We start from the raw sequence: 22,235 nt of genomic DNA, 5'->3' as shown, positions 1-22,235 counted from the left end.
GACCGGAAACGCAACGTGAAAGGGTCCGCCCCGGGAGAGCTCCTCTCCCGGGGCGGACCCTTGCGCGTGCGCCCTCCGGCGCTCAGCCGTTCGCGTTCCCGCCGCTCTTGCCGTTCCCGCCGTCCTTGCCGTTCCCGGCGTCCTTGCCGCTCCCGCCGTTCCGGCCGAGGCGCCGGAACGGCCCGGCCACGGCCGCCCGGAGCGCGGCCACCCGTTCGGCGGTGCGCTCCCGGCGGGCCGCTGCGCGGTCCTGGGCGCGCCACCACAGGCGCACCGCGGAGGCGGGCAGCAGCAGGGCGCGCAGCCGGCGGGCGCGGGTGGCCCGGACCAGCAGGGCCGCGCGGGCGGTGCGGACGTCGCCGCCGAGGTGGGCGGGCGCGTCGGACTCGCGGGCGTACATGACGCGCTCGGTGGCGAGGGCGACCCGGCCCGCGGCGGCCGCGGCGTCGGGGTCGAGGCGGGCGTCCTCGGCGAGCCGGCGGGCGGCGCCGCGCGGGGTGCGGGCCTCGTCCGGGGGGATGCCCAGGTCCCAGGCGGAGTCGACGAGTTCGGCCCAGGCGGCGAGCACCTGTTGGTCGGTGAGCCGCGGCCCGTCCGCGCCGGCCAGGTGGCGGCCGGCGCCGAGGCGGCGTCGGCGCAGCCTGGTGCGCCAGAGCATCGGGAAGGCCAGCGCGGCCAGCAGCAGCAGGACGGCGGCGGCGGTGAGCAGGGCCGGCCAGCTCCGCCACCAGGGCGCCGCGGTGTCCCGGTGCACGGTCAGCGCGGCCTCGTCGGCGCAGTCGCCGATCCGGTGCTGCTGCTGCGGGGGGCAGCTGCTGGAGGAGGACGGCTGGGCGGAGGGCTGCCCGGTCGGCGCGGCGCTGCTGGGGGCGGCGCTGGGCGTGTTGGTGGGGGCGGCCTGCTGGACGGAGTACAGCGGGGTGCTGCCCCGGTTCGGGGTGGGCTCGAAGCGCATCCAGCCGTAGCCGCTGAAGTACAGCTCGGGCCAGGCGTGGTAGTTGGAGCTGCGGACCACCCGGTCGGTGCCGTTGCCGGTGCCCGGGGTGAAGCCGATCGCGACCCGGGCGGGGATGCCCAGCGAGCGGGACATCGCGGCCATGGTGGCGGCGAAGTGCACGCAGAAGCCCTCCTTGTCCTGGAGGAACTTGGCGATGGCGTCCGGCCCGGTGCGGGCGTCGATCTTGGTGTTGTAGGTGAAGCCGCCGCTGGTGAAGTACTGCTGGAGGGCGACGGCCCGGTCGTACGGGGTGTCCTTGCCCCTGGTGACGTCCCGGGCGGTGTCGGCCACCACGGACGGCAGGTTGGCGGGCAGGTCCAGGTAGCGCTTGGCGATGTCGTCGGGGGCCGGGCCGGCGGAGCGCAGCTGGGCGGCGGTGGCGTTGACGTCGACCGAGCCGACCGAGTAGGTCAGGCCCTTGCTCTTCTGGCCGTTGATGCCGCTGACGGTGCGCCCCTGCGGGTCGAAGCGCCAGTCCGCGGTGTTCGGCAGCTCCAGCCAGGACATCGGGTACGGCATCGGCAGCCAGGCGGTGCTCAGCTGCTCGGAGACGGTGACCTTGGTGCGGACCGAGGTGGTGGGCAGGTTCGGGGCCAGGCCCTCGGGGGCGGGCATGGTGGTGGGCAGCGCCTGGGGGCTCTGCTGGCCGGGCAGCCACTCCTGGCCGTTGAACTCGCTGAGCGCGGCGATCCGCAGGTAGAGCTGGTCGGCGTCGGGCGCGTCGGTGGAGAAGCTCAGCAGCGGGGTGTCGTCGTTGGAGCGCAGGTTGGCGGTGAGCGCGACGACCAGGTTGAGCGAGCGCTCGTCGCCCTTGCCGCTCCCGCTGCCGCCGCCCGCGCCGTCGTGGCCGCCCAGGCCGCCGAACAGGCCGGGGCCGACCGCGGGGGCGAACACCGGCACCAGCACGGCGGCGGCCAGCGCGATCACGCCGATCCGGCGGCCGCCGTTGGACAGCGCGGTGGCGGAGCGGCCGGCGCCGTGGAAGACCCGGCCCCAGCGGGTGAGCCGGTCCTGGCCCTCGGTGTAGAGCAGGGCGAGGAAGCCCGCGGCGCCGAACAGGAACCACAGCCACATGCCGCCGGGCGAGTCGGCCAGGCCGCCGGAGACCGAGTACAGGGCCAGCAGCGGCAGGCCCGCGGCGGCGGCCCGGCGGTAGGTGACCGCCAGGGTGTCGACCAGGACGGCCACCAGGGCGACCGAGCCGACCACGATCAGCCGCAGGCCGTCGCTGGCCGGGGCCGGGATCGCGTACGCCTGGATGTCGTCGCCGCCGCTGCTCAGCAGCGTGGAGACCGCGTCCAGGGCGCCCGGGCCGGGCAGCACGCCGAAGCTCATCGAGGACTGCACGGTGGTGAGCATCAGCACGTACAGCACGACCAGCAGTTGCAGCGGCGGCACCAGCGCCCGGGGCAGCGGCAGGGCGCGCAGCCCGGCCCCGGCGCCGGCCGTGACGGCGATCAGCAGCAGGCCGTGCGGGGCGAGCGCGAACGGGTCCTGGAACAGCGGGGACAGGCACAGCGCCGCCAGGGCGGTGGCCAGGGCCGCGCAGAGCGTCAACTTGGCCCGGGTGGTCACGCGCCGACCTCGTCTCGGTAGGGAACGGTGGTGTTCTGGGTGCGGTCCGCGGCCCGCCACAGCGCGGGCAGCGAGTCCCCGGCCCGGACCGGGAGCACCGTCCAGCCGGACTCGCGCAGCCGGGCGACCCGGGCGGCGGCCGGCTCGTCCGCGCTCTCCGGGAAGAGGTGCCGCAGGCCCGACCAGGTGCCGGTGTCCAGCAGCAGGACGACGGCGCCGCCGGTGCGGCGGCGCAGCCGGGCCAGCCGCTCGACCTGCTCCTCGTCGAGCTCGCCGACCACCGCGACCAGCAGGCCCTCGCCGCCCAGCCGGAGCACCTCCTCGGCGCGGGCCAGGGTGCCGCCGTCGGAGTGCTCGACCACGGCCAGCGCGTCCAGCAGCAGGCCGACGGACTCGGCGGCGCCCGCCCCGCCGCCGGCGCCCTGGCCGGGCACCGAGAAGCCGGTGTCGGTGAGCAGCCGGGTGCGGTAGCCGCGCTGCACCAGGTCGACGGCGACCGAGGCGGCGCAGGACACCGCCCACTCGAACGAGGAGGCCGGGCCGGAGCCGCGGTGCGCGGCCTCCCGGGTGTCCAGCAGCACGGTGGCGCGGGCCTGCAGCGGCTGCTCCTCGCGCCGGACCATCAGCTCGCCGTACCGGGCCGTGGACTTCCAGTGCACCCGGCGCAGGTCGTCGCCGTGCCGGTACTCGCGCGGGATGACGTCGTCGTCGCCGGCCAGCGCCAGGGTGTGGGTGGTGGAGTCGCCCTGCCCGCCGGACTCGCCGGGCAGCCGGACCGGCGGCAGGTCCTGGACCTGCGGGACGACGGTCAGCACGTCGGCGGTGCTGAACGCGCGGGTCAGCTCGCACATCCCGAACGGGTCGGACAGCCGCAGCTGGAGCGGGCCCAGCGGGTAGCGCCCGCGCAGGTCGGAGCGGACCCGGTAGGACACCTCGCGGAAGCCGCGCGGCTCGACCCGGTCCAGCACGAAGCGCGGGCGCGGGCCCAGCACGTACGGGACCTTGTCCTCCAGCAGCAGCAGGCCGGTGGGCACCCGGGAGACGTTGTCCAGCCGCAGGTGCACCCGGGCCTCCTGCCCGGCCGCGGCCCGCTGCGGGCTGAGCCGGCGGCCGGAGGCCACCCGGTAGCGGGTGCGCACCAGCAGCGCGGCGGCGGCCAGCGGGAGCGCCGCCAGCAGCACGCCGACCTGGAGCAGCGCGGTCTGGCCGAACACGAACGCGCAGACCGCGGCGGTCGCGCCGGCCGCGAGGAAGGAGCGCCCCCGGGTGGTCAGTCCGCGCAGCGCGGCGCGCACCCCGGAGGCGCGGGCGGGGCGCGCCACCTCAGCGGCCCTGCGGGCGCGGGATGGGCAGTCGGGCCACCAGGTCGAGCACCACCTGCTCGACCGTGCGGCGGCTCAGCTGGGTCTCCGAGGTGGGGAGCAGGCGGTGGGCCAGCACCGGGACGGCGAGCGCCTGGATGTCGTCCGGGAGCACGTAGTCGCGGCCGTCCAGGGCGGCGTGCGCGCGGGCCGCCCGGACCAGGTGCAGGGTGGCCCGGGGGGAGGCGCCGAGCCGCAGTTCGGAGGTGGTGCGGGTGGCGGCGACCAGGTCGACGGCGTAGCGGCGGACCGGGTCGGCCACGTAGACGGTCTTCACCAGGTCGATCAGCTTGAGCAGGTCGGCGGCGTGCGCGACCGGCTGGAGGTCGTCCAGCGGGTTGGCCGCGGAGTGCAGGTCGAGCATCGCGAACTCGGCTTCGGCGCTGGGGTAGCCGATCGAGATCCGGGCCATGAAGCGGTCCCGCTGGGCCTCGGGCAGGGCGTAGGTGCCCTCCATCTCGACCGGGTTCTGGGTGGCGATCACCATGAACGGCGAGGGCAGCTCGTGGGTGGTGCCGTCGATGGTGACCTGGCGCTCCTCCATCGACTCCAGCAGCGCGGACTGGGTCTTCGGCGAGGCCCGGTTGATCTCGTCGCCGACCACGATCTGGGCGAAGATCGCGCCGGGCCGGAACTCGAAGTCCCGCTGGTGCTGGTCGAACACGTTGGTGCCGGTGACGTCGGAGGGCAGCAGGTCCGGGGTGAACTGGATCCGGCGGACCGTGCAGTCCACCGAGCGGGCCAGCGTCTTGGCGAGCATGGTCTTGCCGACGCCGGGTACGTCCTCCAGCAGCAGGTGGCCCTCGGCGAGCAGCACCGTCAGGGCGATCCGGATCGCCTCCGGCTTGCCCTCGATCACGCTCTCCACGGACTTCCGGACCCGGTCGACCACCGCCGCCAGCTCCGCCAGACCGGTCGGTTCCCGCCGGTCGTACCGGTCCGGCTCCGGCTGGTCCGTGCCCTGCCCGCTGATCGTCGTCACCCGTACGCTCCCATGTTGCACAGTCGCCGGGCGGCTGGTTCGAGCCCGGCCCACCCCGAATACCTGGCGCATTCTTCCCTGTCCCACGGCCAGAAGTCACCCGGCCGGGCGAGACGCGAAGGCTGTCCCGGTTTGGGACGAGCGGCCGGCCCGGGCGGTTTCGCCCGGCCCCGGCGGATCTCCCGCAGCGGGCCGGTGCGCAGGTCGGACCCGGAGCCCCGGACGCCGCCGGTGCGCGGCGGGAACGGCGGGGTGCGCACCCGCCGGACGCCGGCGTCCACCGCGGCGCGGGTGCCCGGAGCGGTGCACCGCCGCGGTCCCGGCCCCCGGGCCCGTTCGGACGGCTCCGCCCCGGTTCACCCGGCGCGGGGGCCCGCCCTCGCGCCCCGGCCCCCGGGCGGCCCGGCCACCCGTCCGACCTGCGCGAACCGATACCGCCGGCCGGGTGGTGCGCCGGAGCGGAACGTTGACTGACGGGGCGCGGACGATAGGCTGCAGGCGCAGTGGAGCACGGCGGACGGCGCCCGGCGGACGGGCGGTCGGGCCGCTCTCCGCGCCGGGCCGGCCGTCCCGCACGCAGCCCGCGGCCTCCTCCCGCTCCGTGCCCACCTGGCGCACCTTCCCCGGTGCCGGGCGGTCGCTCCTTCCCCGAGCGAGCGGGCGGGGACCACGGGCGGTGTGCGGCGCGGCCGGCCCGGTGCGCGAGAATGGCCCGGCCACACCGCACCTGAGGAAGGGCCCCGCCCCCGTATGAGTACCGACAGCCCCGCCCCCCGGCACATCCCGGTGATGCTGGAGCGCTGCCTGGACGCCCTGGCCCCGGCGATCTCGGCGCCCGGCTCCGTCGTGGTGGACGCCACCCTGGGCCTGGGCGGCCACAGCGAGGCCCTGCTGACCCGCTTCCCGGACGTCCGCCTGATCGCCGTCGACCGCGACCCGCGCGCCCTGGAGCTCTCCGCCGCCCGGCTGGCCCGGTTCGGCGACCGGGCCACCCTGGTGCACGCCGTGTACGACGAGATCCCGCGCGTCCTGGACGAGTTGGACGTCCCCGAGGTGCAGGGCGTGCTGTTCGACCTCGGCGTCTCCTCGATGCAGCTGGACGAGGCCGACCGCGGCTTCGCCTACGCCCAGGACGCCCCGCTGGACATGCGGATGGACCAGACCCGCGGCATCTCCGCCGCCGAGGTCCTCAACACCTACAGCCACGGCGACCTGGCCCGCATCCTCAAGGTGTACGGCGAGGAGCGGTTCGCCGGGAAGATTGCCTCCGCCGTTCTGCGGGAACGCGAGCGGGAACCGTTCACCACCAGCGCTCGTCTTGTGGAGTTGGTCCGCAACGCCATCCCGGCGGCCACCCGGCGCACCGGCGGCAACCCGGCCAAGCGGACCTTCCAGGCGCTGCGGATCGAGGTCAACGGCGAGCTGGAGGTGCTGGACCGGGCCGTCCCCGGCGCGCTGGACGCCCTGGCGGTGGGCGGCCGGATCGTGGTGATGTCCTACCAGTCGCTGGAGGACCGCCTGGTCAAGCAGTACCTCCAGGCGGGCGCGACCTCCACCGCCCCGCCGGGCCTGCCGGTGATCCCCGAGGAGCTCCAGCCCTGGCTGAAACTGCTCACCCGCGGTGCCGAACTGGCCACCGAGGAGGAGATCGAGGAGAACCGGCGCGCCGCGCCCGTACGGCTGCGCGTGGCGGAGAGGATCAGACGGACCCGGAGGTAGCCAGCCGCCGGGAGCAGCGGAGCGAAGGGGAGTGGAGCGGTGCCGGTGGCCGGCGAGCGGACCCGGGGGAGCGTCCCCGGGCAGGGGGGCAGGGCGCGGATCACCGTCCGGCCCGGAGCGCGCTCGATGCGGGGGCGCACCCCGTTCGCGGTGCTGGTGGTCACCCTGCTGTCGGCCGGGCTGCTCGGCCTGCTGATGCTCAACACCGCCCTGAACGAAGGATCGTTCACCCTCTCCCGGCTCAAGCGGCAGACCACCGAGGCCACCGACCAGCAGCAGACCCTGCAGCAGCAGATCGCCGAGCAGTCCGCGCCCGACGCGCTGGAGCGGCGGGCCCGCGAGCTCGGCATGGTGGCCGGCGGCGACCCGGTCTTCCTCAACCCGGACGGCTCGGTCACCGGCAAGGCCAGGGCCGCCGAGGACAAGCCGCCGGTGCCGCGCCCCAGCAGCGCCGCGCCCTCCGACCCGGCCGCCTCGCCCGGCGCGAGCCCGAGCCCCGGCGACCCGGGCATCGACCTCGCGCCCGCCCCGCCGGCCGGTGCCGCGTCCGGCAGTCCTTCCGGCAGCCCCTCGGGCAGCCCGTCCGCCGGGGCGCAGCGGTGAGCCGCCCGCCCGGGGACGCGCCCCGCCCGCGCCGCACCCCGCCCGGCTCCGGCTCGGGCCGCTCCGCCGCCGGCCGGGCCGGTTCGGGCCGCCCCGCCGAACAGCCGCCGCGCCGCCGCCCCACCGAGCAGCAGCCGCCGCGCCGCCGGGTCGCCGAACCGCGCCGCGCCGCCGACGGCGCCCCCGCCCGCCCGGCCCGGCCGCGCGCCGCCGGGCACCGCGAGGTCGCCCCGCCGCGCCCGGGCACCCGCCCGGCCCGCCGCCCGGCCGCGCCGCGCCGCCCCGCCCCGTCCGGGTCGCGGACCATCAAGCTGGCCGATCCGCGCCGCCGGCTGCGGCTGGTGACGGTCTCCCTGCTGCTGGTGTTCGCGATCTTCGCGGGCCGGCTGGTGCAGCTGCAGCTGCTGGACTCCGACGCGCTGGCCGCCGCCGCGGGCGCCAACAAGTACGTGCGGGTGGCACTGCCCGCCGAGCGCGGCTCGATCACCGCCGCGGACGGCACCGTGCTGGCCACCTCGGTCGACGCGTACGACATCACCGCCGACCCGACCATGTTCACCCCGGAGGCCACCCACCTGCCGGACGCGCCGGAGCAGGCCGCGGCGCTGCTCGCGCCGATCCTCGGGCAGCCGAAGGAGAAGCTGGCCGAGAAGCTGCACCTGAACAGCAAGAACCCGAAGAGCCAGTACGCGCTGGTGATGGCCCGGCAGACCCCGGAGGCGAAGAACCAGATCGCCGACCTGAAGTCCTCACTCACCAAGCAGGTGGACACCGCGGCCTGCCGCGCCCAGGTGCAGCTGCTCAAGAAGCCCGCCGACAAGGGCGGCCGGCAGTTCCTGGACGCGGCCTGCGTCAACCCGCTGGCCGGGATGTTCTGGGAGCAGTCGACCCGGCGCAGCTACCCGGCGGGCGGCCTGGGCGCCAACCTGGTCGGCTTCGTCAACGCGGAGGGCGTCGGCACCGGCGGCCTGGAGCTCCAGTACCAGCAGCTGCTGGCCGGGCAGGACGGCCACTCCACGTACGCCTCGGCGGGCGGCAACCGGGTCGCCACCGCGGGCGGCGCCCGGCAGGACCCGGTGCCCGGCACCGACCTGCGGCTGACCGTGAACCCCGACGTCCAGTGGGCCGCCCAGCGGGCCATCACCGACCAGGTCGCCAACGCCGGGGCGGAGAAGGGCTACGTGATCGTCCAGGACGTGAAGTCCGGGCAGCTGCTGGCGATGGCCTCCTCGCCCGGCTTCGACCCGAACGACCTCTCCTCGGCCCGCGCCGACCAGCTCGGCAACCCGGCCCTCCAGGACGCGTACGAGCCCGGCTCGACCGCGAAGCTGATGACCATGGCGGCGGTGCTGGACACCGGCAAGGCCGACTGGGACACCCACGTCGAGGTGCCCAACACGCTCCAGCGCTCGGACCGGGTGTTCCACGACGACGTGGACCACGAGACCTGGTACCTGACCCTGGCGGGCGTGCTCGCCAAGTCCTCCAACATCGGCACCATCGAGGCGGCCGAGCACCTGGGCGCCACCCAGGCCGAGTCCAACAAGGTGCTGGCCGACTACCTGGACCGGTTCGGCATCGGCAAGCCCAGCGGCCTGGGCTTCCCCGGCGAGACCCGCGGCATCCTGGCCAAGCCCGAGGACTGGAGCGGCTCGCAGCAGTACACCATCCCGTTCGGCCAGGGCCTGTCGGTGAACGCCCTGCAGGCCACCTCGGTGTTCTCCACCATCGCCAACGGCGGCGTCCGGGTCGCCCCCGGTCTGCTGGCCGGGACCACCGGCCCGGACGGCGCCTTCACGCCCGCGGCGGCCGGGGCGCAGAACCGGGTGGTCTCGGAGCGCACCGCCAAGACGCTGACCGAGATGCTGGAGTCCGTCGTCACCGACGAGCAGGGCACCGGCACCACCGCGAAGATCCCCGGCTACCGGGTGGCGGGCAAGACCGGCACCGCCAACCGGGTGGACCCGAAGACCGGCAAGTACTCCGGGTACACCGCCTCCTTCATCGGCTTCGCGCCCGCCGACCAGCCCCGGGTGACGGTCTCCTGCGTCATCCAGGACCCGGTCAACGGGCACTTCGGCGGGCAGCTGTGCGGGCCCGTCTTCAAGCAGGTGATGGAGTTCACCCTCAAGACCCTCCAGGTCCCGCCGAGCGGCAGCGAGGCGCCGAACCTGCCCGTCGACTGGAAACCCTGAGATGAGCGACACCCCCCGGCGCGCGCAGCGCCCTGTGAGCAGCGTCACGGAGCAGGCCCGGTTTGGCCCCGGGGGGCGCGGGGCCGATAGCCTTCCGGCCGTGCCGAAACCCGATCAAACCCCCGCGAGCTCCCCCCGCCCCCGCCGCACCGCGGCGCTGCCCCTCGCCGAGGCGGCCCGGCTGCTCGGCCTGGCCCCCCAGGAGGGCCCCGAGGTCACCGGCGTCACCCACGACTCCCGGGCGGTGCGCCCCGGCGACGTCTACGTGGCCTTCCCCGGGGCCAACCACCACGGCGCGGCGTTCGCCGCCGGCGCGGCGGCGTCCGGCGCGGTCGCGGTGCTCACCGACCCGGCCGGGGCCGAACTGGCCGCCGGCGCCGGCGTCCCGCTGCTGGTGGTGGACAGCCCGCGCGAGGCGATGGGCCCGCTGGCCGCCGCGGTCTACGGGGCGCCCAGCGAGAGCATGCTGATGATCGGCCTGACCGGCACCAACGGCAAGACCACCACCTCCTACCTGGTGGAGGGCGGCCTGCGCGGGGCCGGCCGGCTGCCCGGCGTGATCGGCACCGTCGAGATGCGGGTCGGCGAGGAGCGGATCAAGTCCGAGCGCACCACCCCCGAGGCCACCGAACTGCACGCCGTGCTCGGCGTGATGCGCGAGGCCGGGGCCGACGCGGTGGTGATGGAGGTCTCCAGCCACGCGCTGGTGTACGGCCGCACCGACGGCGTGGTCTACGACGTCGCGCTGTTCAACAACCTGACGCCCGAGCACCTCGACTTCCACCCCGACATGGAGGACTACTACCGGGCCAAGGCCCGGCTCTTCCAGGAGGGCAAGTCCCGCCGGGGCGTCGCCAACCGGGACGACTCCTACGGCCGCCGGCTGGCCGGCGAGGCCCGCATCCCGATGACCACCTTCTCCGCGTCCGGCGACCCGGCCGCCGACTGGCGCGCCGTCGACGTCCAACTCGGCCCGTCCGGCTCGACGTTCCGGGTGCTCGGCCCGAACGGCGAGCAGGCCGACGCCGCGGTGCCGCTGCCCGGCCCGTTCAACGTCGCCAACGCGCTGGGCGCGATCACCGCGCTGGTCACCGCCGGGATCGACCTGGACGCCGCGGTGGCGGGCGTGGCCGCGGTGGCCGGGGTGCCCGGCCGGCTGGAGAAGGTCGAGGCCGGGCAGGACTACGTCGCCGTGGTCGACTACGCCCACAAGCCGGACGCGCTCAGCGCCGTGCTCGCCTCGCTGCGCGAGGTCACCAAGGGCCGGCTGCACGTGGTGGTCGGCTGCGGCGGCGACCGCGACCCGTACAAGCGCGGGCCGATGGGCGCGATCGCCGCCCGGCTCGCCGACACCGCCGTCCTCACCAGCGACAACCCGCGCTCCGAGGACGCGCTGGCGATCCTGGCCACCATGCTGGCCGGTGCCGCCGAGGTGCCCGAGGAGGAGCGCGGCGAGGTGCTCGCCGTCCCCGACCGGGGCGAGGCGATCGCCCTGGCCGTCGCCCGGGCCCACACCGGGGACACCGTGCTGGTGGCCGGCAAGGGCCACGAACTGGGCCAGTACGTGAAGGGCGAGGTCCGCCCGTTCGACGACCGCCAGGTGTTGCGGGTCGCGATTGAGCAGCTGATGGAGGCGGAGCGATGATCTCTCTCACCCTGGCCGAGGCCGCGCAGGCCGTCGGCGGGACGCTCGACGGCGCGGACCCGCAGGCGCCGATCACCGGCGCGGTGGTCACCGACAACCGGCAGATCGAGCCCGGCGGCCTGTTCGTGTGCGTGGCCGGCGAGCGCGTCGACGGCCACGACTTCGCCGCGAAGGCCGTCGCCGACGGCGCGGTCGCGGTGCTCGCCACCCGGCCCGTCGGCGTGCCCGCGATCCTGGTGGACGACGTGGTGGTCGCGCTCGGCCGGCTCGCCCGCGCCGTGGTGGCCCGCGCCGACGGGGTGCGGATCGTCGGCCTGACCGGCTCGGCCGGCAAGACCTCCACCAAGGACCTGATCGGCCAACTGCTCTCCGAGCACGGCGAGACGGTCTTCCCGGCCGGTTCGCACAACAACGAGATCGGCCACCCGCTGACCGCGCTGCGGATCGCCCCGACCACCCGTCACCTGGTGATGGAGATGGGCGCCCGGCACAAGGGCGACATCGAGTACCTGACCGGCATCACCCCGCCCACCGTCGGACTCGTCCTCAACATCGGCACCGCCCACCTCGGCGAGTTCGGCTCCCGCGAGGCGATCGCCGAGGCCAAGGGCGAGATGGTGGAGGCCCTTTCGCCCGAGGGCGTCGCCGTCCTCAACGCCGACGACCCGCTGGTGCGCGCGATGAGCAGCCGCACCAAGGCCCGGGTGGTGCTGTTCGGCGAGTCCCCGGACGCCCACGTCCGGGCCACCGACGTTCGCCTGGACGCCACCGGCAGGCCGCAGTTCACGCTCAGCACCCCGGCCGGTTCCGCACCCGTGCGGCTGCGCCTGTACGGTGAGCACCACGTCTCGAACGCCCTCGCCGCCGCAGCGGTGGCGGTGGAGCTCGGGATGCCCGTCGACCGCGTCGCCGAAGCACTCAGCGAGGCGGGTGCGCTGTCCCGCTGGCGCATGGAGGTGGTCGACCGGGCCGATGGCCTCACCGTCGTCAACGACGCCTACAACGCGAACCCGGAGTCCGTGCGGGCCGCGCTGCGGACCCTCGCGACGATGGCGGGCACCGGCCCGGAGCGCCGCCGCACCTGGGCGGTGCTCGGTGAGATGCGGGAGCTCGGCGAGGACAGCCTCGACGAGCACGACACCATCGGAAGGCTCGTGGTACGGCTCGACATCACCAAGCTGGTGGCGGTCGGCGGACGCGAGGCGGCCCGGATGGAACTGGGCGCGAGGAACGAAGGTTCGTGGGGTGAGGAGTCGGTGCTGGTGTCCGACGCGGACGCGGCGATCGAGCTGCTGCGCAGTCAGGTGCGGCCGGGGGACGTGGTCCTGGTGAAGGCCTCCCGTTCGGTGGGTCTGGAGAAGGTCGCCGAGGCGCTGCTCGCGGACGGTGCCGCGAAGTGAAGCAGATCCTCTTCTCCGGCATGATCGGCCTGGTGCTGACCCTGCTCGGCACCCCCGCCCTGATCAAGCTGCTCGCCAAGCACGGCTACGGCCAGTACATCCGCGACGACGGCCCCAAGGCGCACCACAGCAAGCGCGGCACGCCCACCATGGGCGGCATCGCCTTCATCCTGGCGACACTGATCGCCTACTTCGGGACCAAGGCGATAACGGGCGAAATGCCCACCGCCTCCGGCCTGCTGGTGCTGTTCCTGACCACGGGCCTGGGCCTGGTCGGCTTCCTGGACGACTACATCAAGGTGGTCAAGCGCCGCTCGCTGGGCCTGCGGGCCAAGGCGAAGCTGCTCGGCCAGTCCTTCGTCGCCCTGGCCTTCGCCATCCTGGCCCTGCAGTTCAGCGACAGCCGCGGCCTGACCCCGGCCTCCGACCACCTGTCCTTCGTGCAGGACTTCAAGTGGGCGATCGGCCCGGTGCTGTTCGTCATCTGGGCCTACTTCATGATCGCCGCGATGTCGAACGGCGTGAACCTGACGGACGGCCTGGACGGCCTGGCCACCGGCGCCTCGGTGATGGTCTTCGGCGCCTACACCTTCATCGGGCTGTGGGAGCACGGCCAGAACTGCGCCTACGCGATCAAGGCCACCGCCTCCTGCTACGACGTCCGCGACCCGCTGGACCTCGCCGTGGTCGCCGCCGCCCTGATGGGCTCCTGCTTCGGCTTCCTGTGGTGGAACACCTCGCCCGCGAAGATCTTCATGGGCGACACCGGCTCGCTGGCCCTCGGCGGCGCGCTGGCCGGCCTGGCCATCGTCTCGCGCACCGAACTGCTGCTCGCCATCCTCGGCGGCCTGTTCGTGATCATCACCCTTTCGGTGATCATCCAGGTCGGGTCGTTCCGGATGACCGGCAAGCGCGTTTTCAAGATGGCGCCGCTCCAGCACCACTTCGAACTCAAGGGCTGGAGCGAAGTCCTGATCGTGGTCCGGTTCTGGATCATCCAGGGCCTGTGCGTCGCCGTCGGACTCGGACTCTTCTACGCGGGGTGGGTGACCGGATGAACAACCCGGAGTGGGCCGGCCTTCCGGTCGTCGTCGCAGGACTCGGCCTCTCCGGGGTCAGCGCCGCCCGCGTCCTGCACGGGCTCGGCGCGCACGTCACCGTGGTGGACGGCGGCGACGGCCCGGGCCTCGCCGCCAAGGCCGCCGCCCTCACCGAGCAGGGCGTCGCCGTCCGCCTCGGCGACGGCGCGAGCCTGCCGGACGGCACCGCCCTGATCGTCACCTCGCCCGGCTGGGCCCCCGACAGCCCGCTGTTCACCGCCGCCGCCGCGGCCGGCGTCCCGGTCTGGGGCGACGTCGAACTCGCCTGGCGGCTGCGCACCCCGCACCCCGCCACCGGCGAGCCCGCCCCCTGGCTGGCCGTCACCGGCACCAACGGCAAGACCACCACCGTCCAGATGCTGGCCTCGATCCTCACCGCCGCGGGCAGGCGCACCGCCGCCGTCGGCAACGTCGGCGTCTCGGTGCTGGACGCGGTGCTCGCCGCGGAGCCGTACGACGTGCTGGCCGTCGAGCTCTCCAGCTACCAGCTGCACTGGGCGCCCTCGCTGCGGGTGCACTCCGGCGCGGTGCTCAACCTGGCGCCCGACCACCTCGACTGGCACGGCTCGATGGAGGCGTACGCCGCCGACAAGGGCCGGATCTACCAGGGCAACCAGGTCGCCTGCGTGTACAACCTGGCCGACCCGGCCACCGAGGCGCTGGTCCGCGAGGCCGACGTCGAGGAGGGCTGCCGGGCGATCGGCTTCGGCCTGGACGCCCCCGCCGTCTCCCACCTCGGCGTGGTCGACGGCCTGCTGGTCGACCGGGCCTTCGTCGCCGACCGGGCCAACGCCGCCGCCGAGCTCGGCACCGTCGCCGACGTGCGCCCGCCCGCCCCGCACAACGTCGCCAACGCGCTGGCCGCCGCCGCGCTGGCCCGCGCCTACGGCGTGGACGCCAAGGCCGTCCGGGACGGGCTGCGCGCCTTCACGCCCGACGCGCACCGGATCGCGCACGTCGCCGAGATCGACGGCGTCGGCTACGTCGACGACTCCAAGGCCACCAACACCCACGCCGCCGCCGCCTCGCTGGCGGCCTACCGGCCGGTGGTGTGGATCGCCGGCGGCCTGGCCAAGGGCGCCACCTTCGACGAGCTGGTCGCCGCCGCCGCCCCCCGGCTGCGGGCCGCCGTGCTGATCGGCCAGGACCGGCAGCTGATCCGCGAGGCGCTGGAGCGACACGCCCCGCAGGTCCCGGTCTTCGAGCCGGCCCCGGGCCAGACTGGCGCCGGGGCGATGACCGCGATCGTCGCGGCCGCGGCCGCCGCCGCCGAGAAGGGCGACACCGTCCTGCTGGCACCGGCCTGCGCCTCGATGGACATGTTCACCAACTACGGTGAGCGCGGGGACGCGTTCGCCGCCGCCGTCCGGGCCCTGCAGCCCTGAAGCACGCACCACGAGGTCGCGCCCGCGGGTAGTCCGCCGCCCGGGCGCGGCCTCGCCGTCGGAGGACCCCCGGCGCGTTCCCGTCCGTGACCCGAACCGTGAGGAGCCCGTGGTGCCGACCAGGGAGAAGGAGCCGCCCCGGGGCCTCCAGCTGATCTCGGCGACCACCACCACCTTCAAGTCGGCCGGCCCGCTGGCCCGCTTCCGGGCCGCCCGGGAGCGGTTCGGCTACCTGATGGCCCGCCCGCTGACCCCGTACTACCTGATCCTGGGCGCGGCGCTGCTGCTGGTGGTGCTGGGCCTGGTGATGGTGTTCTCCGCCTCGCAGAGCGTGGTGGTCGAGTACGGCCTGCCGATGACGTTCTTCTTCCGCAAGCAGCTGATCGCCCTGCTGCTGGGCGGGGCGATCGCCGTGGTGCTGACCCGGGCCCCGGTCCGGGTGCTGCGCACCGCCGCCTACCCGCTGCTGTTCGGGGTGGTGGGCGCGCTGGTGCTGGTGGCCATCCCCGGGGTCGGCGTGCGGATCAACGGCAACCGGAACTGGATCAGCCTGGGCTTCTTCCAGATCCAGCCCTCCGAGTTCGCCAAGCTCGCCCTGCTGCTCTGGGCGGCCGACCTGCTGGCCCGCAAGCAGCGCACCCACACGCTGGACCGGTGGAAGCACCTGCTGGTCCCGCTGGTGCCGGGCACCGTCGTGCTGATGATGCTGATCATGATCGGCGGCGACATGGGCACCACCATGGTGCTGATCGCCATGCTGTTCGGCCTGCTGTGGATGGTCGGCGCCCCGCTGCGGCTGTTCGCCGCCACCCTGGGCATCGCGGTGGTCGCCTGCACCGCGCTGATCATCACCGTGCCGCACCGCCTCGGCCGGCTCTCCTGCGTCGGCGTCACCAAGCCCGACCCCTCGATGGACTGCTTCCAGGCCCTGCACGGCCTGTACGCCCTGGCCGCGGGCGGGCCGTTCGGGTCCGGACTGGGTGCCGGGGTGGAGAAGTGGGGGCAACTGCCGGAGGCCCACACCGACTTCATCTTCGCCGCGACCGGCGAGGAACTCGGACTGGTGGGGACGCTGTCGGTACTCGGCCTCTTCGCGGCACTAGGCTACGCGGGTATCCGAGTGGCCCTCGGCACCACGGACCCGTTCGTGCGGTACGCGGCGGGCGCCGCCACCACGTGGATCATGGCTCAGGCCGTGGTCAACCTGGGGTCGGCGCTGGGACTCCTGCCCATCGCGGGCGTCCCGCTGCCGCTGTTCTCGTACGGCGGTTCCGCGATGCTGTCGGCCATGTGCGCCGTCGGGCTGCTGCTGTGCTTCGCACGCAGCTCCCCGGCGGCGAAGGCAGCGCTGGCTGCCCGGCCCCGCAGATGGCGAAAAGGGGCCAACTCCCGGTTCGGGCCCGTCCTGGACCGGGTGCTGCCAGGTAGGAAAACCACAGCGCGCAAGGCCCCCCGGCCGCCGCGCAGGGAGCGGTGAATTTCGGTGCATGTCGTACTCGCCGGCGGCGGGACCGCCGGTCACATCGAGCCGGCCATGGCGCTCGCGGACGCGCTGCGCAGGCACGACCCGTCCGTCGGGATCACCGCTCTCGGCACCGAGCGCGGCCTGGAGACCCGGCTGGTGCCGGAGCGCGGCTACGAGCTGGCGCTGATCCCGGCCGTGCCGCTGCCCCGCAAGCCCACCCCGGAGCTGATCACCGTCCCGGGCCGGCTGCGCGGCACCGTGCGCGCCGCCCAGGAGGTGATCGAGCGGGTCAACGCGGACGCGGTGGTCGGCTTCGGCGGCTACGTGGCGATGCCCGCCTACCTGGCGGCCAAGCGGGCCGGCGTGCCGATCGTGGTGCACGAGGCCAACGCCCGCCCCGGCCTGGCCAACAAGATCGGCGCCCGCTACAGCGACTTCGTCGCGGTCTCCACCCCGGACTCCAAGCTGCGCGACTCCCGGTACATCGGCATCCCGCTGCGCCGCACCATCGCCACCCTGGACCGCGGCACCGTCCGCCCGGAGGCCCGGCACTACTTCGGCCTCGACCAGCGGCTGCCCACCCTGCTGGTCTCCGGCGGCTCGCAGGGCGCCCGGCGCCTGAACGAGACGGTGCAGGCGATCGCGCCCCGGCTCCAGCAGTACGGGGTGCAGATCCTGCACGCGGTCGGCCCGAAGAACGAGCTGCCGACCATCGACGACATCCCGGGCATGCCGCCGTACCGGGTGCTGCCCTACCTGGACCGGATGGACCTGGCGTACGCGGCGGCCGACATGATGCTCTGCCGGGCCGGTGCGATGACGGTGGCGGAGCTGGCCGCGGTGGGCCTGCCGGCCGCGTTCGTGCCGCTGCCGATCGGCAACGGCGAGCAGCGGCTGAACGCCCAGCCGATGGTCAAGGCGGGCGGCGGCCTGCTGGTCGACGACGCCGAGCTGACCCCGGACTGGGTGCTGAAGAACGTGCTGCCGGTGCTGACCGACCCGGCCAAGCTGTGGGAGATGTCGCGCTCCGCCGCCGAGTTCGGCCGCCGGGACGCCGACGACCTGCTGGTGCAGATGGTGTACGAGGCGATCGAGGCCGCCCGCGGCGGCCGCCGCCGTGGTTGACGAGGAGTACGAGGAGGAGCTGGGGGAGGAGGGCGGCCCGGGCCGCCCGCCCCGGCTCCGACTCTCCCGCCGGGGCGTCGCGGTACTGGTCGCGCTGGGCGCGCTGGTGGCCGGGGCGCTCGGCTGGACGGTGTTCTTCTCCTCCGCGCTGGACGTCCGCGGGGTGGCCGTCCAGGGCCTGGACTCGGGCCGGCTGACCCAGCAGGACGTCGAGCGGGCGCTCGGCGGCACGGCCCGCGGCCCGCTGGCCCGGGTCGACCTGGACGAGGCCCGGGCCGAGGTGGCGAAGGTGCCCCGGGTGGCCGGCGCCGAGGTCTGGCGCGGCTGGCCGCACACCCTGCGGGTGAAGGTCACCGAGCGTCGCCCGGTGGCGGCGATCCAGCACGAGGGCGGCGGCTTCGTCCAGGTCGACGCGGACGGTGTGGAGTTCGCCACCGAGCCGCAGCCCCCGGCCGGCGTCCCGGTGGTGGCGCTCGAACTGAGCCGGCCGGCCCAGGACGCGGCGGCCGTGATCGACCGCCCGACCCTGGTCCGCTCGGCGATCACGGTGGCCGCGGGCCTCCCGCCGGAGGTGGCGCAGCAGGCCGGTTCGCTCACGGTCTACTCCTACGACGACATCCGGCTGAAGCTGGCCTCCGGCGCGACCGTGCGCTGGGGCAGTGCGGAGGACACCGGCCGGAAGGCGAAGGTGCTGACCGCCCTGCTCGGTCAGAAGGCGTCGAATTACGACGTGAGTGCGCCGGACGCTCCGGCGGTGTCGGGTTGATCCGGTAAGTTCTGTGCCCGGGGGCGGTATTGACGGGGCCACGGCTCCGGTCCGACCCTTGGTGGTCACCCCGGTTTCACCGCGGGGTCGATGATCACATAGGCTCAAAAGAAAAAGGGAAGCTCGGCGTGTTCGTTGAAACACGCGCCGGTTGCGACCTACTGTCCTGTGTCAACGAGCTGTGCTCGACACTGAGGTGGCACGGGCACAGCCATAACCCTCAACCTCAAGTTTAGGGTTCGGGTTGGAACCACGTGCTTCCCACCCATCGACATCCGTCGGCCTTCACAATCCAGGGGAGCCGACCCGGAAATTCGAGGCGAGAGGCCCCGACGTGGCAGCACCCCAGAATTACCTCGCGGTCATCAAGGTCGTCGGCATCGGCGGCGGCGGAGTCAACGCCATCAACCGGATGATCGAGGTCGGGCTCAAGGGCGTCGAGTTCATCGCGATCAACACCGACGCCCAGGCGCTGCTGATGAGCGACGCCGACGTGAAGCTCGACGTCGGCCGCGAGCTCACCCGCGGTCTCGGCGCCGGCGCCAACCCCGAGGTCGGCCGGAAGGCCGCCGAGGACCACCGCGAGGAGATCGAGGAGGTCCTCAAGGGGGCCGACATGGTCTTCGTGACGGCCGGCGAGGGCGGCGGCACCGGCACCGGCGGCGCGCCCGTGGTGGCCAACATCGCCCGCTCGCTCGGCGCCCTGACCATCGGCGTGGTCACCCGCCCGTTCACCTTCGAGGGCCGCCGCCGCGCCAACCAGGCCGAGGACGGCATCGCCAGCCTGCGCGAGCAGGTGGACACCCTGATCGTCATCCCCAACGACCGGCTGCTGTCGATCTCCGACCGCCAGGTCTCGGTGCTGGACGCGTTCCGCTCCGCCGACCAGGTGCTGCTCTCCGGCGTGCAGGGCATCACCGACCTGATCACCACCCCCGGCCTGATCAACCTGGACTTCGCCGACGTCAAGTCGGTCATGTCGGACGCCGGTTCGGCGCTGATGGGCATCGGCTCGGCCCGCGGCGAGGACCGCGCCAAGGCCGCCGCCGTGATGGCGATCTCCTCGCCGCTGCTGGAGGCGTCCATCGACGGCGCCCGCGGCGTGCTGCTCTCCATCTCCGGCGGCTCCGACCTCGGCCTGTTCGAGATCAACGAGGCCGCCCAGCTGGTCAGCGAGGCCGCCCACCCGGAGGCCAACATCATCTTCGGCGCGGTGATCGACGACGCGCTCGGCGACGAGGTCCGGGTCACCGTGATCGCGGCCGGGTTCGACGGCGGCCAGCCGCCCGCCATCGTCCGCGAGCCGGTGGTGAAGTCGACCTCCTCGTCGTCCTCCGCCTCGTCCGCGACCCCGGCCCCCGCCCCGGAGCGCCCGGCCTCCCGCCCGTCCTACGGCTCGATCGGCTCGGTCACCCGCGCCGAGGAGCCGGCCCGGGCCGCCGAGGCCCCGGCCCCGGCGACGGCCACCGCCCCGCCGGTGCCGCCGCAGGTGCAGCCGGTCCGGCAGCCGTACGTCGAGAGCCCCGCCGAGGAGCTCGACGTGCCGGACTTCCTCAAGTGATCCATACGGTCTCCCGACACGGTGCTCACTTCGCCTCCACCACCCGGTGGGGCGGGGTGAGCACCGCGCCGTACGGGGAGCTCAACCTCGGCGGTGCGGTGGGCGATTCGCCTGAATCCGTCAAGCAGAACCGTTTCCTCGCGGCCCGGGAACTGGGCCTCGATCCGGCCGCCGTGGTCTGGATGAACCAGGTGCACGGCGCCGAGGTCGCGGTGGTGACGGAGCGCCAGCCCGAGGGCACCGCCCCGACCGTGGACGCGGTGGTCACCGACCGCCCGCTGGCGCTGGCCGTGCTGACCGCCGACTGCACCCCGGTGCTGCTGGCCGACCCGGCCGCCGGAGTGGTCGGCGCGGCGCACGCCGGGCGCCCGGGCCTGGCCGCCGGGGTGGTCCCCGCCGCGGTCGCCGCGATGCGCGAACTGGGCGCCCGCCCCGAGCGGATGCTCGCCGCGATCGGCCCCGCGGTCTGCGGCCGCTGCTACGAGGTGCCGGCGGCGATGCGCGCCGAGGTCGCCGCGCTCGTCCCGGCCGCGCACGCCGAGACCTCCTGGGGCACCCCCGCGCTGGACGTCCCGGCGGGGGTCGCCGCACAGCTCGCCGAGGCGGGCGTGCAGGATGTGGTGCGATCATCCGTCTGCACCCTCGAGTCCGCCGACCACTACTCCTACCGCGGGGAGCAGCGCACCGGCCGGCTCGCGAGCTACGTCTGGCTGGGGCCCACACACTCATGACGAACGACATCTACGGCCCGTTCCCGGGCCGCGCCGAGTTCGCCGACGCGCTGACCGAGGGTCAGCGCGTCCGCTACGAGCAGCTCGGCGCCAACCTCGACGTGGTCGAGCGCCGGATCGCCGACGCCTGCGCGGCGGCCGGCCGCCGCCGCGCGGAGGTCACCCTGATCGTGGTGACCAAGACCTACCCCGCCGAGGACACCGCGCTGCTGGCCGGCCTCGGCGTCACCGACGTCGCCGAGAACCGCGACCAGGACGCCGCCCCCAAGGCCGAGCGCTGCGTGCAGCTCCCGCTGACCTGGCACTTCGTCGGCCAGCTCCAGACCAACAAGGCCCGCTCGGTGGTCCGCTACAGCGACCTCGTGCACTCGGTGGACCGCGACCGCCTGGTCGACTCGCTGGCCGCCGCCGTCCGCAACGCCGAACGGCCGCCGCTGGGCTGCCTGGTGCAGGTCGCCCTGGAGAAGGAGGCGGGGGAGGCCGAGCACCGCGCGGGCGTCGCCCCCGCCGAGGTGCGCGCGCTGGCCGACCGGATCGCCGACACGCCCGGCCTGCGGCTGGACGGTGTGATGACGGTCGCACCGCTGGCCGGCCCGCTGGCGGGCGACCCGGCGCGCGCCTTCGCGCGGCTGGCGGAAATCGCAAGCGACGTACGCGCGGCCCATCCGGCTGCAACCATGGTCTCGGCAGGGATGAGCGGGGACTTGGAGCAGGCGATCGCCGCCGGAGCGACACACGTACGCGTCGGTACGGCGGTGCTCGGAGTGCGGTCACCGCTCGGGTAACGTCACCGAGTAAGTAGATCAGACTGCAGGACAAAATAGGACAGAACCTAGCAGATGATCAGTCTGCTGGTAAACCGTGGATCGCATTCCGAGCGTACCTCCGCGGTCTGACGGACCGTCGGCCTGACAGGTCGTAGGAGGACCGCGGCATCCGCAGGGCGACACGGTGGGCGCATGAGCGGAGGAGACAGCAGCATGGCCGGCGCGATGCGCAAGATGGCGGTCTATCTCGGTCTGGTCGAGGACGAGACCTACGACAGCCAGGGGTACGACCCCGACGACGACTACGACGCGGACCCGGAGCCGATCCGCACCGGTCGGACCGAGGACCTCCGGGCCGCCCCCGCCCCCGCCGCACCCGTCCCGCAGCCGGCGCCCGTGGCGCACATCGCGCCCCAGCCGGTGCCCGCCGCGGTCCCGATCCGGCAGGAGCAGCCGCGGATGGCACCCGTGTCGTCCATCACATCCGAGCGTCACCGCAACCTGGAGAAGAGCACCCCGGTGATCATGCCCAAGGTCGTCAACGAACGAGAGCCGTACCGCATCACCACGCTGCACCCGAGGACCTACAACGAGGCCCGTACCATCGGGGAACAGTTCCGCGGCGGCACTCCCGTGATCATGAATTTGACCGAGATGGACGACACGGACGCCAAGCGGCTCGTAGACTTCGCCGCTGGACTCGTCTTCGGTCTGCACGGCAGTATCGAGCGCGTGACACAGAAGGTGTTCCTGCTGTCGCCTGCTAACGTCGATGTAACGGCGGAGGACAAGGCTCGGATCGCCGAGGGTGGGTTCTTCAACCAGAGCTGACCCGACCACGACTGCACGTGTGGGTCT

Annotated in this window: 17 protein-coding genes; 14 read left to right on the top strand and 3 right to left on the bottom strand. The window is 74.2% G+C overall.

Features of this window, described 5'->3' with window-relative positions; genetic code table 11:
- Positions 1 to 82: 82 nt before the first annotated feature.
- From ACIP60_RS26340 to ACIP60_RS26330, 3 genes are read right to left on the bottom strand one after another with little or no spacing between them, the layout of a single operon-like run.
- Complete coding sequence (locus tag ACIP60_RS26340; RefSeq protein ID WP_400688424.1) at positions 83 to 2,572, bottom strand: transglutaminaseTgpA domain-containing protein; 2,490 nt, start codon at positions 2,570 to 2,572, stop codon at positions 83 to 85.
- Complete coding sequence (locus tag ACIP60_RS26335; RefSeq protein ID WP_400688422.1) at positions 2,569 to 3,894, bottom strand: DUF58 domain-containing protein; 1,326 nt, start codon at positions 3,892 to 3,894, stop codon at positions 2,569 to 2,571. Before ACIP60_RS26335 ends, ACIP60_RS26340 begins: the two co-directional genes overlap by 4 nt.
- 1 nt (position 3,895) lies before the next feature.
- A complete protein-coding gene (locus ACIP60_RS26330; protein ID WP_400688633.1) occupies positions 3,896 to 4,843 on the bottom strand; it encodes an AAA family ATPase in 948 nt (315 codons plus the stop codon).
- A gap of 822 nt (positions 4,844 to 5,665) precedes the next feature.
- Here ACIP60_RS26330 and rsmH point away from each other — a divergent pair.
- The 14 genes from rsmH to ACIP60_RS26260 all read left to right on the top strand — a co-directional run bounded on the left by rsmH (position 5,666) and on the right by ACIP60_RS26260 (position 22,208).
- Positions 5,666 to 6,634 (top strand): 16S rRNA (cytosine(1402)-N(4))-methyltransferase RsmH, encoded by a 969-nt coding sequence (gene rsmH / locus ACIP60_RS26325; RefSeq protein WP_400688420.1) that lies wholly within the window; start codon positions 5,666 to 5,668, stop codon positions 6,632 to 6,634.
- 126 nt (positions 6,635 to 6,760) lie between these two features.
- Positions 6,761 to 7,237 (top strand): cell division protein FtsL, encoded by a 477-nt coding sequence (locus tag ACIP60_RS26320; RefSeq protein ID WP_400688418.1) that lies wholly within the window; start codon positions 6,761 to 6,763, stop codon positions 7,235 to 7,237.
- On the top strand, positions 7,234 to 9,432 hold the full coding sequence (locus ACIP60_RS26315) for a penicillin-binding transpeptidase domain-containing protein (RefSeq protein WP_400688416.1): 2,199 nt from the start codon (positions 7,234 to 7,236) through the stop codon (positions 9,430 to 9,432). The genes ACIP60_RS26320 and ACIP60_RS26315 overlap by 4 nt, the downstream gene beginning before the upstream one ends.
- Before the next feature lies 1 nt (position 9,433).
- On the top strand, positions 9,434 to 11,077 hold the full coding sequence (locus ACIP60_RS26310) for a UDP-N-acetylmuramoyl-L-alanyl-D-glutamate--2,6-diaminopimelate ligase (RefSeq protein ID WP_400688414.1): 1,644 nt from the start codon (positions 9,434 to 9,436) through the stop codon (positions 11,075 to 11,077).
- Positions 11,074 to 12,477 carry a UDP-N-acetylmuramoyl-tripeptide--D-alanyl-D-alanine ligase gene (gene murF / locus ACIP60_RS26305; RefSeq protein WP_400688412.1) on the top strand — a complete coding sequence of 468 codons (1,404 nt, stop codon included), beginning with the start codon at positions 11,074 to 11,076 and terminating at the stop codon, positions 12,475 to 12,477. Before ACIP60_RS26310 ends, murF begins: the two co-directional genes overlap by 4 nt.
- Positions 12,474 to 13,535 (top strand): phospho-N-acetylmuramoyl-pentapeptide-transferase, encoded by a 1,062-nt coding sequence (gene mraY / locus ACIP60_RS26300; protein WP_400688410.1) that lies wholly within the window; start codon positions 12,474 to 12,476, stop codon positions 13,533 to 13,535. The genes murF and mraY overlap by 4 nt, the downstream gene beginning before the upstream one ends.
- Entirely contained in the window at positions 13,532 to 14,962 is a 1,431-nt protein-coding gene (murD, locus tag ACIP60_RS26295) for a UDP-N-acetylmuramoyl-L-alanine--D-glutamate ligase (RefSeq protein ID WP_400688408.1), read from the top strand. The genes mraY and murD overlap by 4 nt, the downstream gene beginning before the upstream one ends.
- A 109-nt stretch (positions 14,963 to 15,071) precedes the next feature.
- A complete protein-coding gene (ftsW, locus tag ACIP60_RS26290; protein WP_400688406.1) occupies positions 15,072 to 16,439 on the top strand; it encodes a putative lipid II flippase FtsW in 1,368 nt (455 codons plus the stop codon).
- 6 nt (positions 16,440 to 16,445) lie between these two features.
- Positions 16,446 to 17,552: an undecaprenyldiphospho-muramoylpentapeptide beta-N-acetylglucosaminyltransferase gene (gene murG / locus ACIP60_RS26285; protein ID WP_100835796.1), complete on the top strand. Its 1,107-nt coding sequence runs from the start codon at positions 16,446 to 16,448 to the stop codon at positions 17,550 to 17,552.
- Positions 17,545 to 18,318, top strand: coding sequence for a cell division protein FtsQ/DivIB (locus ACIP60_RS26280; protein WP_400688403.1), 774 nt, complete (start codon positions 17,545 to 17,547; stop codon positions 18,316 to 18,318). Before murG ends, ACIP60_RS26280 begins: the two co-directional genes overlap by 8 nt.
- Positions 18,319 to 18,652: 334 nt before the next feature.
- The gene (gene ftsZ, locus ACIP60_RS26275) at positions 18,653 to 19,879 is read left to right on the top strand and encodes a cell division protein FtsZ (RefSeq protein ID WP_400688401.1); all 1,227 of its coding nucleotides are present in this window, start codon (positions 18,653 to 18,655) and stop codon (positions 19,877 to 19,879) included.
- On the top strand, positions 19,876 to 20,610 hold the full coding sequence (gene pgeF, locus ACIP60_RS26270) for a peptidoglycan editing factor PgeF (protein WP_400688399.1): 735 nt from the start codon (positions 19,876 to 19,878) through the stop codon (positions 20,608 to 20,610). The genes ftsZ and pgeF overlap by 4 nt, the downstream gene beginning before the upstream one ends.
- The gene (locus tag ACIP60_RS26265) at positions 20,607 to 21,395 is read left to right on the top strand and encodes a YggS family pyridoxal phosphate-dependent enzyme (protein WP_400688397.1); all 789 of its coding nucleotides are present in this window, start codon (positions 20,607 to 20,609) and stop codon (positions 21,393 to 21,395) included. The genes pgeF and ACIP60_RS26265 overlap by 4 nt, the downstream gene beginning before the upstream one ends.
- Before the next feature lie 195 nt (positions 21,396 to 21,590).
- Positions 21,591 to 22,208, top strand: a complete 618-nt coding sequence (locus ACIP60_RS26260; RefSeq protein WP_111553148.1) for a cell division protein SepF — start codon at positions 21,591 to 21,593, stop codon at positions 22,206 to 22,208.
- Positions 22,209 to 22,235: the final 27 nt, after the last annotated feature.

It is taken from the genome of Kitasatospora sp. NPDC088783 (assembly GCF_044750705.1).
In the GTDB taxonomy this organism is placed as follows: domain Bacteria; phylum Actinomycetota; class Actinomycetes; order Streptomycetales; family Streptomycetaceae; genus Kitasatospora; species Kitasatospora fiedleri.
Note: the sequence above shows the minus strand (reverse complement) of the source record. Positions and strands in the feature narration are given on the sequence as shown.

What these genes read in the sequence shown, in the direction of transcription:
- rsmH (WP_400688420.1), top strand. Translation starts at nt 5,666, where the DNA reads ATGAGTACCGACAGCCCCGCCCCCCGGCACATCCCGGTGATGCTGGAG.
- ACIP60_RS26320 (WP_400688418.1), top strand. Translation starts at nt 6,761, where the DNA reads ATGCGGGGGCGCACCCCGTTCGCGGTGCTGGTGGTCACCCTGCTGTCG.
- ACIP60_RS26310 (WP_400688414.1), top strand. Translation starts at nt 9,434, where the DNA reads ATGAGCGACACCCCCCGGCGCGCGCAGCGCCCTGTGAGCAGCGTCACG.
- murF (WP_400688412.1), top strand. Translation starts at nt 11,074, where the DNA reads ATGATCTCTCTCACCCTGGCCGAGGCCGCGCAGGCCGTCGGCGGGACG.
- murD (WP_400688408.1), top strand. Translation starts at nt 13,532, where the DNA reads ATGAACAACCCGGAGTGGGCCGGCCTTCCGGTCGTCGTCGCAGGACTC.
- ACIP60_RS26265 (WP_400688397.1), top strand. Translation starts at nt 20,607, where the DNA reads ATGACGAACGACATCTACGGCCCGTTCCCGGGCCGCGCCGAGTTCGCC.
- ACIP60_RS26260 (WP_111553148.1), top strand. Translation starts at nt 21,591, where the DNA reads ATGGCCGGCGCGATGCGCAAGATGGCGGTCTATCTCGGTCTGGTCGAG.